The organism is Pseudomonas sp. DR 5-09 (genome assembly GCF_001655595.1).
Classification (GTDB): Bacteria; Pseudomonadota; Gammaproteobacteria; order Pseudomonadales; family Pseudomonadaceae; genus Aquipseudomonas; species Aquipseudomonas pharyngis.
In genome coordinates this window covers 1,244,632-1,260,703 of sequence record NZ_CP011566.1, presented here as the reverse complement: position 1 = coordinate 1,260,703, position 16,072 = coordinate 1,244,632, and the positions used below count along the sequence as shown (strand labels likewise).

At 61.5% G+C, this 16,072-nt stretch carries 12 protein-coding genes; 8 read left to right on the top strand and 4 right to left on the bottom strand.

What is annotated here, in order from left to right; all coding sequences use genetic code 11:
* Window positions 1-9 precede the first annotated feature (9 nt).
* The gene (gene tcdA, locus PDR5_RS05565) at window positions 10-828 is read right to left on the bottom strand and encodes a tRNA cyclic N6-threonylcarbamoyladenosine(37) synthase TcdA (RefSeq protein WP_039769652.1); all 819 of its coding nucleotides are present in this window, start codon (window positions 826-828) and stop codon (window positions 10-12) included.
* Window positions 829-1,102: 274 nt separating this feature from the next.
* Here tcdA and PDR5_RS05560 point away from each other — a divergent pair, with 274 nt between their 5' ends.
* From PDR5_RS05560 to PDR5_RS05545, 4 genes are all read left to right on the top strand, one after another.
* Window positions 1,103-3,694: a glycosyltransferase gene (locus PDR5_RS05560; RefSeq protein WP_064593757.1), complete on the top strand. Its 2,592-nt coding sequence runs from the start codon at window positions 1,103-1,105 to the stop codon at window positions 3,692-3,694.
* Between the two features lie 98 nt (window positions 3,695-3,792).
* Window positions 3,793-4,944, top strand: coding sequence for a succinyl-diaminopimelate desuccinylase (dapE, locus tag PDR5_RS05555; RefSeq protein WP_064593754.1), 1,152 nt, complete (start codon window positions 3,793-3,795; stop codon window positions 4,942-4,944).
* Entirely contained in the window at window positions 4,944-5,753 is an 810-nt protein-coding gene (locus PDR5_RS05550) for a putative RNA methyltransferase (protein WP_064593749.1), read from the top strand. The genes dapE and PDR5_RS05550 overlap by 1 nt, the downstream gene beginning before the upstream one ends.
* 75 nt (window positions 5,754-5,828) lie before the next feature.
* Entirely contained in the window at window positions 5,829-6,206 is a 378-nt protein-coding gene (locus PDR5_RS05545; RefSeq protein WP_039769649.1) for a hypothetical protein, read from the top strand.
* Window positions 6,207-6,328: 122 nt separating this feature from the next.
* Here PDR5_RS05545 and PDR5_RS05540 read toward each other — a convergent pair whose 3' ends face one another.
* Window positions 6,329-6,538, bottom strand: a complete 210-nt coding sequence (locus PDR5_RS05540; protein WP_007954750.1) for a cold shock domain-containing protein — start codon at window positions 6,536-6,538, stop codon at window positions 6,329-6,331.
* Between the two features lie 237 nt (window positions 6,539-6,775).
* Between PDR5_RS05540 and plsB the strand changes: the two genes are divergently transcribed.
* From plsB to PDR5_RS05525, 3 genes are read left to right on the top strand one after another with little or no spacing between them, the layout of a single operon-like run.
* Entirely contained in the window at window positions 6,776-9,280 is a 2,505-nt protein-coding gene (plsB, locus tag PDR5_RS05535) for a glycerol-3-phosphate 1-O-acyltransferase PlsB (protein ID WP_064593746.1), read from the top strand.
* Window positions 9,281-9,331: 51 nt separating this feature from the next.
* The gene (locus PDR5_RS05530; RefSeq protein ID WP_064593743.1) at window positions 9,332-9,730 is read left to right on the top strand and encodes a YbaY family lipoprotein; all 399 of its coding nucleotides are present in this window, start codon (window positions 9,332-9,334) and stop codon (window positions 9,728-9,730) included.
* Window positions 9,731-9,756: 26 nt separating this feature from the next.
* Window positions 9,757-10,446, top strand: a complete 690-nt coding sequence (locus PDR5_RS05525; protein ID WP_064593740.1) for a DUF4197 domain-containing protein — start codon at window positions 9,757-9,759, stop codon at window positions 10,444-10,446.
* A 681-nt stretch (window positions 10,447-11,127) separates the two neighbouring features.
* On the opposite strand, the gene PDR5_RS05520 is transcribed toward PDR5_RS05525, so the two are convergent.
* Window positions 11,128-14,196, bottom strand: a complete 3,069-nt coding sequence (locus PDR5_RS05520; protein WP_064593737.1) for an efflux RND transporter permease subunit — start codon at window positions 14,194-14,196, stop codon at window positions 11,128-11,130.
* A 6-nt stretch (window positions 14,197-14,202) separates the two neighbouring features.
* Complete coding sequence (locus PDR5_RS05515) at window positions 14,203-15,303, bottom strand: efflux RND transporter periplasmic adaptor subunit (protein ID WP_064593735.1); 1,101 nt, start codon at window positions 15,301-15,303, stop codon at window positions 14,203-14,205.
* Window positions 15,304-15,397: 94 nt separating this feature from the next.
* Between PDR5_RS05515 and PDR5_RS05510 the strand changes: the two genes are divergently transcribed.
* Window positions 15,398-16,033, top strand: a complete 636-nt coding sequence (locus PDR5_RS05510; protein ID WP_007954739.1) for a TetR/AcrR family transcriptional regulator — start codon at window positions 15,398-15,400, stop codon at window positions 16,031-16,033.
* Window positions 16,034-16,072 lie beyond the last annotated feature (39 nt).

Below are 16,072 nucleotides of genomic sequence, written 5' to 3'. Positions count from 1 at the left end.
CCCTATGCTTCAGGCCTGAGGCTTGACCCGATCCGCCGGGCGCCGAACGCCCGCCACAATCTTGTCCACAGCCTTGGTCGCCGCGACCATGCCGAACGTCGCCGTCACCATCATCACCGCGCCAAACCCGCCGGCGCAGTCCAGCTTCACGCCGTCGCCGACAAAACTCTTCTGCAGGCAAATGCTGCCGTCCGGTTTCGGATAGCGCAGCTGTTCGGTGGAGAACACACACGGCACGCTGTAATGGCGAGTCACTGTGCGCGAGAAGCCGTAGTCACGACGCAGCGTCGAGCGCACTTTCGAGGCCAGCGGGTCGTTGAAGGTGCGGTTGAGGTCGCAGACCTGAATCAGCGTTGGATCGATCTGCCCGCCGGCGCCGCCGGTGGTGATGATCTGGATCTTGCGGCGCTTGCACCAGGCGATCAGCGCAGCCTTGGCATTGACCGCATCAATGCAGTCGATCACGCAGTCGATATTCGGCGTGATGTATTCGGCCATGGTGTCGCGGGTGACGAAGTCCGCCACGGCGTGCACCTTGCAGTCCGGGTTGATCCCGCGCAGACGCTCGGCCATCACCTCGACCTTGGGTTTGCCGACGGTGCTGTCGAGCGCGTGCAACTGGCGGTTGGCGTTGCTGACGCAGACGTCGTCGAGGTCGAACAGGGAAATCTCGCCCACCCCGCAACGGGCCATGGCTTCCGCCGCCCAGGAACCGACGCCGCCGACGCCGACAATCGCCACATGGGCTGCACGCAGGCGCTCGAGGCCCTCGATGCCATACAAACGGGCGATGCCTGCAAACCGCGGATCTTCTGTACTCATGACCATTACCCTGAAAACCGGCGCGCATTATAGGGCCGTCGGCGGCCAAGAGCATCTTTGCGCTATGAACGGCGAACGCGCCTGCTTTAATTGAAGCTGTACGTAACAAAGATTTGTCTTACACGCTGAAACGAAAGAACTTAAGTCAGGTTGGATTGCCCAACATCCGGCATTTCCCTGTCTCTTGTAGGACTCGGCGAACTGCCGGTGTAGGATGCGCGCCCTCCTGGCGTCAACCAGCCGACCCTTCGTTCCACAGCCTTTGGAACCCGACACAGCTATGTCATCGCGTAAATTTGGACTCAACCTGGTGGTGGTTCTGGCAATCGCCGCCCTGTTCACCGGTTTCTGGGCGCTGATCAACCGCCCCGTCTCCGCGCCGAACTGGCCGGAGCAGATCTCCGGTTTCTCCTATTCACCGTTCCAGCAGGGACAGTTCCCACAGAAGGATCAGTATCCGACCGACGATGAAATGCGCCGCGACCTGGAGATCATGAGCAAGCTGACGGACAACATCCGCATCTACTCGGTCGACGGTTCCCTGCAGGACATCCCGAAACTGGCGGAAGAATTCGGTCTGCGCGTGACCCTGGGGATCTGGATCAGCCCCGACCAGGAGCGCAACGAGCGGGAGATCGCTAAAGCTATCGAGTTGGCCAACTCTTCGCGCAGTGTGGTTCGCGTGGTGGTCGGCAACGAAGCACTGTTCCGGGAGGAAATCACGCCTGAGGCCCTGATCGTCCTGCTGGATCGTGTCCGTGCAGCGGTGAAGGTACCGGTCACCACCTCCGAACAATGGCATATCTGGGAGAAATACCCGCAACTGGCCAAACACGTCGACCTGATTGCCGCCCACGTTCTGCCCTACTGGGAATTCATTCCGGTGGACAAGGCCGGGCAGTTCGTTTTCGACCGCGCCCGCGACCTGAAAAAGATGTTCCCGAAAAAACCGCTGCTGCTGTCCGAAGTGGGCTGGCCGAGCAACGGCCGCATGCGCGGTGGCGCCGATGCGTCGCCGGCGGATCAGGCGATCTACCTGCGCACGCTGGTCAACAAACTCAACCGCCAGGGCTTCAACTACTTCGTGATCGAAGCGTTTGACCAGCCGTGGAAGGCCAGCGACGAAGGTTCGGTCGGCGCTTACTGGGGCGTGTTCAACGCCGCACGCCAGCAGAAATTCAACTTCGAAGGTCCGGTGGTGGCGATCCCGCAATGGCGCGTGCTGGCCATCGGTTCGGTGGTGCTGGCGCTGTTGTCGCTGACCCTGCTGATGATCGACGGCTCGGCCCTGCGTCAGCGCGGTCGTACCTTCCTGACCTTTATCGCGTTCCTCTGCGGTTCGGTGCTGGTGTGGATCGGCTACGACTACAGCCAGCAATACAGCACGTGGTTCAGCCTGACGGTGGGCTTCCTGCTGGCGCTCGGTGCGCTCGGGGTGTTCATCGTGTTGCTGACCGAGGCCCACGAACTGGCCGAAGCGGTGTGGATTCACAAACGCCGGCGTGAATTCCTGCCGGTGGTCGGCGATTCTGATTACCGCCCGAAAGTTTCGATCCACGTGCCCTGCTACAACGAGCCGCCGGAGATGGTCAAACAGACCCTCAACGCCCTGGCCAACCTCGACTATCCGGACTTCGAAGTCCTGATCATCGACAACAACACCAAGGACCCGGCGGTCTGGGAACCGGTGCGCGACTACTGCGAAACGCTCGGCCCGCGCTTCAAGTTCTTCCACGTCTCGCCCCTGGCCGGTTTCAAGGGCGGCGCGCTGAACTACCTGATCCCGCACACCGCCAAGGACGCCGAAGTGATCGCGGTGATCGACTCCGACTACTGCGTGCACCCGAACTGGCTCAAGCACATGGTGCCGCACTTCGCCGACCCGAAAATCGCCGTGGTGCAGTCGCCGCAGGATTACCGCGACCAGAACGAAAGCACCTTCAAAAAGCTCTGCTACGCCGAATACAAAGGCTTCTTCCACATCGGTATGGTCACCCGCAACGACCGCGACGCGATCATCCAGCACGGCACCATGACCATGACCCGTCGTTCGGTTCTGGAAGAACTGGGCTGGGCCGACTGGTGCATCTGTGAAGACGCCGAACTCGGTCTGCGGGTATTCGAGAAAGGCCTGTCGGCGGCGTATTACCACGACAGTTACGGCAAGGGTCTGATGCCGGACACCTTCATCGACTTCAAGAAGCAGCGTTTCCGCTGGGCCTACGGCGCGATCCAGATCATCAAGCGTCACACCCGCAGCCTGCTGCGCGGCAAAGACACCGAGCTGACTCGCGGCCAGCGTTACCACTTCCTCGCAGGCTGGCTACCTTGGGTGGCGGACGGCATGAACATCTTCTTCACCGTCGGCGCGCTGTTGTGGTCGGCGGCGATGATCATCGTGCCGCAACGGGTCGACCCACCGCTGCTGATCTTCGCGATCCCGCCACTGGCGCTGTTCGTGTTCAAGGTCGGCAAGATCATCTTCCTCTACCGTCGCGCCGTGGGCGTGAACCTCAAGGATGCATTCTGCGCGGCACTGGCCGGTCTGGCGTTGTCGCACACCATCGCCAAAGCGGTGCTGTACGGCTTCTTCACCAGCAGCATTCCGTTCTTCCGCACCCCGAAAAACGCCGACAACCATGGCTTCTGGGTGGCGATTTCCGAAGCCCGGGAAGAGCTGTTCATCATGCTGCTGTTGTGGGGCGCGGCGCTGGGGATCTTCCTGGTGCAGGGCATTCCGAGCAACGACATGCGCTTCTGGGTGGCCATGTTGCTGGTGCAGTCGCTGCCGTACGTGGCGGCGCTGATCATGGCGTTCCTGTCGTCGCTGCCAAAACCTGCGGCTGCGCCTGAACCGGCACCGGTGGTCTAAATCCTCACCGATGCACTAAACGGCGGCCAATGGTCGCCGTTTTGCTTTAAGATAACCGCCATTTTGCGCGCCTTGCCCCCCAGCTTTCGGAGTTTTCCATGACGGCCCACGCCGACCTTTCGCCGACCCTTCAACTCGCCATCGACCTGATCCGCCGTCCGTCCGTGACGCCGGTCGACGCCGATTGCCAGAAGCAGATGATGCAGCGCCTGGGCGATGCCGGTTTCCAGCTGGAACCGATGCGCATCGAAGATGTGGATAACTTCTGGGCGACTCACGGCAAAGGCGACGGCCCGGTGCTGTGCTTCGCTGGCCACACCGACGTGGTACCAACCGGCCCGGTTACTGCGTGGCAGATCGACCCGTTCAACGCAGTGATCGACGAGCACGGCATGCTCTGCGGCCGTGGCGCGGCGGACATGAAAGGCAGCCTGGCTTCGATGACAGTCGCCGCCGAGCGCTTCGTCGCCGACTACCCGGATCACAAGGGCAAGGTCGCGTTCCTGATCACCAGCGACGAAGAAGGCCCGGCGCATCACGGCACCAAGGCTGTGGTCGAGCGCCTGGCAGCCCGTAACGAGCGTCTGGACTGGTGCATCGTCGGCGAACCGTCGAGCACCACGCTGGTCGGCGACGTGGTGAAGAACGGTCGTCGCGGCTCCCTCGGCGCCAAACTGACCGTGCGCGGTGTCCAGGGCCACGTCGCCTATCCGCACCTGGCGAAGAACCCGATCCACCTCGCTGCCCCGGCTCTGGCCGAGCTGGCCGCCGAGCATTGGGATCACGGCAACGACTTCTTCCCGCCGACCAGTTTCCAGATTTCCAACGTCAACTCCGGCACCGGCGCGACCAACGTGATTCCGGGCGATCTGGTGGCGGTGTTCAACTTCCGCTTCTCCACCGAGTCGACCGTTGAAGGGCTGCAGAAACGCGTCGCCGACATCCTCGACAAGCACGGCCTGGACTGGCACATCGACTGGGCGCTGTCCGGTCTGCCATTCCTCACCGAGCCGGGTGCGCTGCTCGACGCGGTGTCGTCGAGCATCAAGGACATCACTGGCCGCGAGACCAAGGCGTCCACCAGCGGCGGCACCTCCGACGGTCGTTTCATCGCGACCATGGGTACGCAGGTTGTTGAGCTGGGCCCGGTCAACGCAACCATCCACCAGGTCAACGAGCGCGTGCTGGCGGCCGATCTCGACGTGCTGACCGAGATCTACTACCAGACCCTGATCAAGTTGCTCGTCTGATGCTCGCGTGCCCGATCTGCAGTGAACCGCTAAACGCGGTGGACAACGGCGTGGTCTGCCCCGCCGGCCACCGCTTTGACCGTGCGCGCCAGGGTTACCTCAACCTGCTGCCGGTGCAGCACAAGAACAGCCGCGATCCCGGTGACAATCAGGCGATGGTCGAGGCCCGCCGCGACTTTCTGAACGCCGGGCATTACGCGCCGGTGGCCAAGCGTCTGGCGGAGCTGGCGGCGAGTTATGCGCCGGCGCGCTGGGTCGATATCGGTTGTGGCGAGGGTTACTACACCGCGCAGATCGCCGAGGCTTTGCCCGATGCTGACGGCTACGCGCTGGATATCTCGAAGGAAGCGGTCAAACGCGCCTGCAAACGCAATCCGGCGCTGACCTGGTTGATTGCCAGCATGGCCCGGGTGCCACTGGCCTCCGGCAGCTGCCAGTTTCTGGCCAGCGTTTTCAGTCCACTGGACTGGGAAGAGGCCAAGCGGCTGCTCAGCGTCGGCGGCGGTCTGATGAAAGTCGGCCCGACCAGCGGCCACCTGATGGAACTGCGCGAACGCCTGTACGACGAAGTGCGCGAATACACCGACGACAAGCACCTGGCCCTGGTGCCGGAAGGCATGGCGCTGGCGCACAGTGAAACCCTGGAATTCAAACTGACGCTGGACAAGCCCGAGGATCGCGCCAACCTGCTGGCGATGACGCCCCACGGCTGGCGCGCCAGTGCCGAGCGCCGCGCGGCGGTGATCGAACAGGCCGAGCCGTTCGTGACCACGGTCTCGATGCGCTACGATTATTTCGTTCTTCAATAACTTTTGGTCCCGGGCAACGACCCGGGGCCGGCTAAATCCGCGAATGGATTTTTCAGACCCGCAGTGAGGATATCCATGCGCCAACCGGACATCGAGATTTACCTGAAAGACGCCGACGTCGACCACAAGGCCATTTCCGCCTGGCTGGGCGCCGCCCTCGGCCCGTGCAGCGACTGGGTACAGAAAGGTCAGACGTACAAGTGCAAGGCCGGCAACATCCCGGTGACCTGGCTGCCGAAAGCCGTGGGCAAGTGGAACAGCCTGTACCTGGAAAGCGATGCAACCCCTTGGGACGACGACATCGCCTGCGCCCGGGCAGCCTTTGCCGCGCTGAACGTCGAAGTGCGCTGTGCGCCGGGGACGTGGGTCGAGGAAGAAGGTGAAGAAACGGCGGATCGCTGGATCCGGATCAGCGCCGATGGTGAAGAAGAGATCACCTGGAAAACCGCTTGAATTAACGCAGTTTATTGATCGTTCCCACGCTCCGCGTGGGAATGCAGCCGGGACGCTCCGCGTCCCAAAGCAGACGCAGAGCGTCCATTGAGGCATTCCCACGCAGAGCGTGGGAACGATCATTACAGGCCTACAACGTCTTCAGCCTGCAACCCCTTCTGCCCTTCCACCACCGCGTATTCAACCTGCTGGCCCTCGGTCAGTGACCGGTGGCCTTCGCCACGGATCGCGCGGTAGTGCACGAACACGTCCACCCCGTCTTCGCGCTGAATGAAGCCGTAGCCCTTGGCGTCGTTGAACCACTTCACGTTGCCGGTTTCACGTGTTGCCATCTGTTCGTACTCCTTTTTTATTATTGAACAGGCTTTTCGCAGGAAAGCCTTTGCGGAACGTCAGCCTGCGTCCGACGTCCATAAAAGGGCCCCGGCGACAGATCGCCGAGTATATGACAGGCGGCAAAACTCTCAACAGGAGATTACTTCGCCGCTTTTTTGCCGATTTTCCGCTAATCCGGCACACTATCGCCCTCCCGAGCAAACGCTCGGTTTATCCACTCACGCAGAAGCCGTATGACCCGTTCCCCGTTCCGCCGTCTTGTGTTTGGCACCTTGCGCCGACTGTTGTATCTCTGGGTTCGCTCCGAGACGATCAACCAGTCGTCGTTCACCCTCAACCTCGACCGCAGTCGTCCGGTGTTCTACGTCCTGCAAAATCCATCGCTGACTGATCTGGCGGTGGTCGACACCGAGTGCACCAAGGCCGGCCTGCCGCGCCCGGTGCTGCCGGTGTCCGTGGGTTCGCTGATCGAACCGGCGGCGTTTTTCTACCTGACGCCGGACCCGGACTGGCTCGGTCGCCAGGACAAGCGCGGTGCACCGCCGACCCTGACCCGACTGGTCAGCGCCCTCAGCCAGAACGCTGCCGAAGACGCGCAGATCATTCCGGTCAGCGTGTTCTGGGGCCAGTCGCCGGACAGCGAAAACAGCCCGTGGAAACTGCTGTTCGCCGACAGCTGGGCCGTCACCGGGCGTCTGCGTCGCCTGCTGAGCATCATGATTCTGGGGCGCAAGACCCGCGTGCAATTCTCCGCACCGATCCACCTGCGCGAACTGATCGAACACAACAAGGGCCACGAGCGCACGGTGCGCATGGCCCAGCGGATCCTGCGGGTGCACTTCCGCAACCTCAAGGCTGCAGTGATCGGTCCGGACATTTCCCACCGCCGCAACCTGGTCAAAGGCCTGCTCAACCAGCCGCTGGTCAAGCAAGCGATCCTCGACGAAGCCGAGCGCGAAAACATCTCCCCGGAAAAAGCCAAGGCCCAGGCGCTGCGCTACGGTAACGAGATCGCCTCGGACTACACCTACACCGCGATCCGTTTTCTGGAAGTGGTGCTGAGCTGGTTCTGGAACAAGATCTACGACGGGATCAAGGTCAACCACATCGAAGGCGTGCAGAAGGTCGCCCAGGGTCACGAAGTGATCTACGTGCCGTGCCACCGCAGCCACATCGACTATCTGCTGCTGTCGTACTTGCTGTTCCGCAATGGCCTGACCCCGCCGCACATCGCCGCCGGGATCAACCTCAACATGCCGGTGATCGGCAGCCTGCTGCGCCGTGGCGGCGCGTTCTTCATGCGCCGCACGTTCAAGGGCAATCCACTGTACACCTCGGTGTTCAACGAATACCTGCACACCCTGTTCACCAAAGGTTTCCCGGTCGAGTACTTCGTCGAGGGCGGTCGCTCGCGTACCGGGCGCATGCTGCAACCGAAAACCGGGATGCTCGCAATCACCATGCGCAGCTTCCTGCGTTCGTCGCGGATGCCGATCGTGTTTGTGCCGGTGTACATCGGTTATGAGCGCGTGCTCGAAGGCCGCACCTACCTCGGCGAGCTGCGTGGCGCGAGCAAGAAGAAAGAATCGATCTTCGACATCTTCAAAGTCATCGGCGCGCTAAAGCAGCGCTTCGGCCAAGTGGCGGTGAACTTTGGCGAGCCGATCAAACTGGCGGAATTCCTCGACAGCGAACAGCCCGACTGGCGCCAGCAGGAACTCGGCCCGCAGTACAAGCCGGCGTGGCTCAACGAAACCACCAATCGCCTCGGCGAAAAAGTCGCGCAGCACCTGAACGAAGCGGCGGCGATCAACCCGGTCAACCTGGTGGCGCTGGCGCTGCTGTCGACCACCCGCCTGGCGCTGGATGATCGGGCCATGGCGCGGGTGCTGGATCTGTATCTGGCGCTGCTGCGCAAGGTGCCATACTCACCGCACACCACCTTGCCGGAAGGCGATGGCCGCGCGCTGATCGAGCATGTGAAGGACATGGATCTGCTGTCCGAGCAGAACGATGCGCTGGGCAAGATTCTATATCTGGACGAGCAGAATGCCGTCCTGATGACCTATTACCGCAACAACGTGCTGCACATCTTCGCCCTGCCGGCGCTGCTGGCGAGCTTCTTCCAGAGCACCTCGCGCATGAGCCGCGAACAGATCCTGCGCTACACCCGCGCGCTGTATCCGTATCTGCAATCGGAGCTGTTCATCCGCTGGACCCTGGACGAACTGGACGCGGTGATCGATCAGTGGCTGGAAGCGTTCGTCGAACAAGGCCTGCTGCGTTTCGAGAAAGACGTGTACCTGCGCCCGGCACCGAGCTCGCGGCATTTCGTGCTGCTGACCCTGCTGTCGAAGAGCATCGCCCAAACCTTGCAACGCTTCTACATGACGGTTTCCCTGCTGCTCAACAGCGGCCAGAACAGCATCAGCGCCGAAGAGCTGGAAGACCTGTGCACGGTCATGGCCCAGCGCCTGTCGATTCTGCACGGCCTGAACGCACCGGAGTTCTTCGACAAGAGCCTGTTCCGCCACTTCATCCAGACAATGCTCGACCTCGACGTGCTGCGCCGCGACGAAGCCGGCAAGTTGAGCTACCACGAACTGCTCGGCGAACTGGCCGAAGGCGCGGCCAAACGGGTGTTGCCGGCGGAGATTCGCTTGTCGATCCGTCAGGTGGCACTGCACCGCAGTGAAGATGCGGCCGATCAGCCCGCCGCCCCTGTGCAAAGCGACTAAATTCCTACAGGCGCCAGGCTTCTTCTGGCGCCGTCGATACGGAGATCTCCGATGAAAAAACTTTCCCTTCTTGCCGCCGCCACGCTGCTCAGCGCCTGCCAGTCGACCTCTCCGGCCGGCAAGGTCAGCCTCGAGGGCGAAGTGTTCTACCTGCAACGCATCGCCCTGCCACCCAGTGCGACCTTGAGCGTAAGCCTGCAGGACGTTTCGCTGGCCGACGCTCCGGCCGTGGTACTCGACGAACAGAAAGGCCCGGTCAAAGGCCAGGTGCCGCTGCCGTTCCACTTGAGCTACGATCCGGCCCAGGTCAAACCCGGCCACCGCTACTCGGTCAGCGCGCGCATTGAAGTCAACGGCGAGCTGATGTTCATCACCACCGAAAACCATGCCGTGCAGCTTGATGGCAAGGATACACAGCCACTGAAGATCCGCGTCGACTCGGCCCGTTAACGCCCTTTTCAAACAAGGAAGCTCTCATGCTCCGTCCTACCCTTCGCTTCGCCGGCCTGTGCGCGGGCCTGATGATCTCCGCCAACGCACTGGCCCTGTCCCTCAGCGACCTGTCGCAAGGCGACGCCACCGGTGGCCTCAAGGATGCCCTGACCCAGGGCGCGCAACTGGCCGTCAAACAACTCGGCACCCCGGGCGGTTTCAGCAACAACCCGGACGTGAAGATCGAACTGCCGGGCAAACTCGGGAAAGTCGCCGGCAAGATGAAAGCCTTCGGCATGGGCGCTCAAGTTGAAGAACTGGAAACCGCCATGAACAAGGCCGCGGAAACCGCCGTCACCCAGGCCCAGCCGATCCTCGTCGACGCCGTGAAGAAAATGAGCGTGGAAGACGCCAAAGGCATCCTCAGCGGCGGCAACGACTCCGCTACTCAATACCTGGAAAAATCCAGCCGCGAACAGATCCGCACCAAGTTCCTGCCGATCGTCAAACAGGCGACCGACAAGGTCGGCGTAGCCCAGAAATACAACGCCTTCGCCGGCCAGGCCGCAACCTTCGGCGTAGTGGATGCGAAGAGCGCCAACATCGAAAGCTACGTGACCGAACAAGCGCTCAACGGCCTGTTCGAAATGATCGGCAAACAGGAAGAAACCATCCGCAAAAACCCGGCCGCGGCGGCGACGAGTCTGGCGAAAAAAGTGTTTGGTACGCTTTAACTCTTTCGTGCAATGAAAAGCCCGCTGATCTTTACAGGTTCAGCGGGCTTTTTCATGGGGTCAGATTTGTGGAGCGAACTCATCCAAAGCTTAGGTTGAGATCGCAAAACTGAACAAAACGCTCAAGAGCTTTCTGGTGCTCCGAAGCTTTGTTGAACGACTCAAGAAGCCCCCTCACCCTAGCCCTCTCCCGAGGGAGAGGGGACTGACCGAGTTGTTTGGGAGAGGTACGCCGACGTGAAATACCGAGGTGAACTCGGGTTTTAAAACACATACCGCTCTATTCCCCTCCCTCCCGCTTTGGCTTTGGCTTTCCACCACTCAACACAATGAGCGTTAGCTCGAGTACCGCTTTTGACGTGCCGGCCCCTTCGGCCGGCTGAGTGGAGGGATTTATCCGGGGGTAGGCGCGCAGCGCCGTTCGACGAAGTCGAACACATCGAGAGGAGGTGCAGCGAAGCAAACCGGAGGCGATGCCCCCGGATGAATCCCGGAACGAAGGAACCCCGAGCCCCAGCGAGGGGCCGAACGCCGGGGCCCAGACCTTTGGTTCCTTTGGGGCGTTTGCCAAAGGGACTCGCCGTAAGGGCGAAACCATAAGAAGCCGTTACCGCAGCAACGGATATGTACCCAAAACACCCAGAGCCTGGCCGGCTCAAAGGCCGCCAAGCTCAAACAGCCTCAAGCCTCCTTGCGAACCCTGAACCAAGCCGCATACAACGCCGGCAAAAACAAAAGCGTCAGAGCAGTAGCAACAATTAACCCCCCCATAATCGCCACCGCCATCGGCCCAAAAAACACACTGCGAGAAAGCGGAATCATCGCCAACACCGCCGCCAAAGCCGTCAACACAATCGGCCGGAACCGCCGCACAGTCGCCTCGATAATCGCCTGCCAAGGCCTGAGCCCCGCCGTAATATCCTGCTCGATCTGATCCACCAGAATCACCGAGTTACGCATGATCATCCCCGACAGAGCGATCGTCCCGAGCATCGCCACAAACCCGAACGGCTGACGGAACACCAGCAGAAACAGCGTCACCCCGATCAACCCCAGCGGCGCCGTCAGAAACACCATCGCCGTGCGCGAAAAACTGCGCAACTGCACCATCAGCAACGTCAGCACCACGACAATGAACATCGGCACCCCGGCGTTCACCGACTTCTGTCCACGCTCCGAATCCTCCACCGTACCGCCGACATCCAGCAGATAGCCGTCCGGCAATTCGGCGCGGATCGGATCAAGCGTCGGCATGATCTGCTTCACCAGCGTTGCCGGTTGTTCCTTGCCATAGATGTCCGCCCGCACGGTCACGTTCGGCAGACGATTGCGGTGCCAGATGATGCCTTCCTCGAAGCCATATTCCAGCGTGGCAATCTGCGACAGCGCGACGCTGCGACCGTTGTCGGTCGGCACCGCCAGACTCGGCAGCAACGACAATTCGGTGCGCTCGTGCACGGTGCCGCGCAGGAGGATTTCGATCAGTTCGTTGTCCTCGCGGTACTGGCTGACGCTGGAGCCGGTCAGCGAACTCTGGAGGAATTTCGCCAGATTCGCCGTGCTCACACCCAGCGCCCGGGCGCGATCCTGATCGATGTTCAGGTACACGACCTTGCTCGGCTCTTCCCAGTCCAGATGCACATTCACCACATGCGGGTTCTCGCGCACCTTGGCCGCCACCTTGCGCGCCAAAGCACGGACTTCCTCGATGTGCTCGCCGGTGACACGGAACTGCACCGGATAACCGACCGGTGGGCCGTTTTCCAGGCGCGTGACCCGCGAGCGCAAGGCCGGGAACTGCTCGTTCAACGTGTCGATCAGCCAGGTGCGCAGCGCTTCGCGCTCCTCGATGGTTTTCGCCAGAACGACGAACTGGGCGAAGCTCGCCGCCGGCAGTTGTTGATCCAGCGGCAGATAGAAACGTGGCGAACCGGTGCCGACGTAAGCGACATAGTTGTCGATGCCAGCGTGATCCTTGAGCATCGCTTCCAGCCGTTTGACTTCGGCCGTGGTATTGGCCAGCGAGGCGCCCTCGGCAAGCTTCAGATCGACCATCAGCTCCAGTCGCCCGGACGCCGGGAAGAACTGCTGCGGCACGAACCGGAACAACGCCAGCGACGCAACAAATAGCAGCACGGTGAGCACGATCACGGTTTTGCGCCGACGTACGCACCACTCCACCAGACGCCGTACCCGTTGGTAGAACGGCGTGCCGTAGGGATCAGTGTGGCCGTCAGCCGTACCGTGTTTGGCCGCGTGAATTTTCGCCAGATCCGGCAGGAGTTTTTCTCCCAGATACGGCACGAACACCACGGCCGCCACCCAGGATGCGAGCAGAGCAATGGTCACCACCTGGAAGATCGAGCGGGTGTATTCGCCGGTGCCTGATTGCGCCGTGGCAATTGGCAGGAAACCGGCGGCGGTGATCAGCGTACCGGTGAGCATCGGGAACGCGGTGCTGGTCCAGGCGTAACTGGCGGCTTTGATCCGGTCAAAGCCCTGCTCCATTTTGATCGCCATCATTTCTACGGCGATGATCGCGTCGTCCACCAGCAAACCCAGCGCCAGTACCAACGCACCGAGTGAAATCTTGTGCAGGCCGATGCCGAGGTAATACATGCAGGCGAACGTCATCGCCAGCACCAGCGGAATGGTCAGCGCCACCACCATGCCGGTGCGCACGCCGAGGGAAAAGAAGCTCACCAGCAACACGATGGCCAGCGCTTCGACCAGCACCTGGACGAACTCGCCGACGCCGGTTTTCACAGCTGCGGGCTGATCGGAGACCTTGCGCAATTGCATGCCGGCCGGGAGGTTTTTCTGGATGCGGGCGAACTCGATTTCCAGAGCCTTGCCCAGCACCAGAATGTCGCCGCCGTCCTTCATCGCCACCGCAAGGCCGATGGCGTCTTCGCCCATGAAGCGCATGCGCGGTGCCGGAGGATCGTTGAAACCGCGCCGCACGTCAGCGACATCGGAGATGCGGAACGTACGATCCCCGACCCGGATCGGGAAGTTTTTGATCTCGTCGACTGTCTGAAAATTCCCCGACACCCGCAGCTGCAAACGCTCGCTGCCGGTTTCGAAAAACCCTGCGGTGGACACCGCGTTCTGTTCCTCCAGCGCCTGCTGCACGGCTGCCAGCGGCAAGCCGAGGGTGGCGAGTTTGACGTTGGACAATTCGACCCAGACCTTCTCGTCCTGCAAACCGAGCAGATCGACCTTGCCCACGTCCTTGACCCGTTGCAGCTGGATCTGGATGCGGTCGGCGTAATCCTTGAGCACCGCGTAGTCGAAACCGTCGCCGGTCAGCGCATAGATATTGCCGAAGGTGGTGCCGAACTCATCGTTGAAAAACGGCCCCTGAATGCCCGGCGGCAGGGTCTGGCGAATGTCGCTGACTTTCTTGCGCACCTGATACCAGAGATCCGGAATCTCCACCGAATGCATCGAGTCGCGGGCAATGAACGTGACCTGGGATTCACCGGGGCGCGAGAACGAAACAATCCGCTCGTACTCGCCGGTTTCCATCAGTTTCTTTTCGATGCGTTCGGTAACCTGGCGCGAGACTTCCTGAGCCGTTGCGCCGGGCCAGCGGGTCTGGATGACCATCGCCTTGAAGGTGAACGGCGGGTCTTCGCTCTGGCCGAGCTTGGTGTAGGACAAGGCACCGACAATCGCCAGCAAAAGCATCAGGAACAGTACGATCTGGCGATTGCGCAGCGCCCAGGCGGAAAGATTGAAACCCATCGGGGATTACTCCTTGTCCGCCAGATTGACCACGCGGTTGGAGCGATCCACCGGACGCACCTGCTGCCCTTCCAGCAATACGTGAACGCCAGCGGCGACCACCCAGTCGCTGGCGTTCAGGCCTTCGAGCACCGGCACGGTTTTCTCACCGAACGGGCCGACGCGCACCGGGGTCTTTTTCAGGGTGTTGTTGGCGCTGACGACCCACACGTAGGTCGCGCCGTTTTCGGCAGTCAGTGCCGAGAGCGGCACCGACAGCGGGATGACATCGGCGGTCTGCACGAAGACCCGGGCGCTCTGGCCCAGTTCTGCCGGGACCTTGCCGGCGGTGAATGAAATGCGTGCGGCGAAGGTGCGGGATTTCGGATCGGCCGCCGGGGACAACTCGCGGATCTGCCCGGCAAAGCGCTGGTTCTGTTGCGTCCATAGCTCCACAGAGACCGGCTGGCCAACCTTGAAGCGGCCGAAGCTCTGCTCCGGCAGGCTGATCAGCACTTCCCGTTCGCCGTCAGTGGCGAGAGTGAAAACGGTCTGCCCGGCGGCAACCACCTGCCCGACCTCCACCGAACGCTTGGCCACCACGCCATCCTGGGGCGCGCGCAGCACGGCGTAACTGGCCTGATTGGTCGAGACGTTGAATTCGGCTTTGATCTGTTTGAGGCGGGCTTCGCCGGAGCGGTAGAGATTTTCGGCATTGTCGTAGGCCGAGCGGCTGACCATCTGCCGTTCCATCAGGGTCTTGTAACGGTCACGCTCGGCGCGCACCAGGTTCAGGTTGGCTTCGGCGGCCGCAACCTGGGCCCGGGTGGCTTCCAGTTGCAGGCGTACATCCTGCGGATCGAGCTCGGCGAGTGGCTGATCGGCCTTCACGCGCTGGCCTTCCTCGACCAGTCGTCGGCTGACTTTGCCGCCGATGCGGAACGCCAGATCGGGTTCGTAGCGGGCGCGAACCTCACCCGGATAACTTTCCATCGCCTGCGCCGAAGGCTCTGGCTGCACCACCATGGCCGGTCGCACGCTGACTTGCGTTACCTCTTCCTTGCCACATGCCGACAACAAAAACGCCAGACTGACTGGCACCGCAAAGGACAACGCATGGCGGAACATGGTGAAGGACCTTTCGCTAAGGAGGCTTGGAATAATTATACTGGCCGGTATGTTATTAATAGCAAACTCACCAGTCCAGTATTAAAAGCGAAGAATGTCGAACAATCTTTCCACTCCAAACGGCCCGGGCCGACCGAAGGATCCGGCCAAGCGCCAGGCGATCCTCGAGGCGGCGAAAATCCTGTTTCTGAGTCATGGCTATGCCAACACCAGCATGGACGCGGTGGCCGCCGAGGCCGGGGTGTCGAAGCTGACGGTCTACAGCCATTTCAACGACAAGGAGACGCTGTTCTCTGCCGCCGTGGTGGCCAAATGCGAGGAGCAATTGCCGCCGCTGTTCTTCGAATTGCCGGACGGCATCGCGGTGGAAAATGTGTTGCTGAACATTGCGCGAGGCTTTCACCACCTGATCAACAGCGATGAATCGGTGAACCTGCATCGTCTGATCATGGCGCTGGGTAGCCAGGATCCGAAGCTGTCGCTGATCTTCTTCGAGGCCGGCCCTCAGCGCATGGTGCAGGGCATGGAACGTTTGCTGCGGCGGATCCACGAAACCGGCGTGCTGAGCATCGACAACCCGCACAACGCCGCCGAACACTTCTTTTGCCTGATCAAGGGCGCCGGGAATTTCCGCCTGTTGTACGGCTGCGGTGAGCCGCTGACCGGCGAGGCGGCGGAAAGTCATGTGCAGGAAGTGGTCGGGCTGTTCATGCGGGCCTTTCGACCCTGAAAACAAAAATCCCACGCCATGCGTGGGATTTTCCTTATG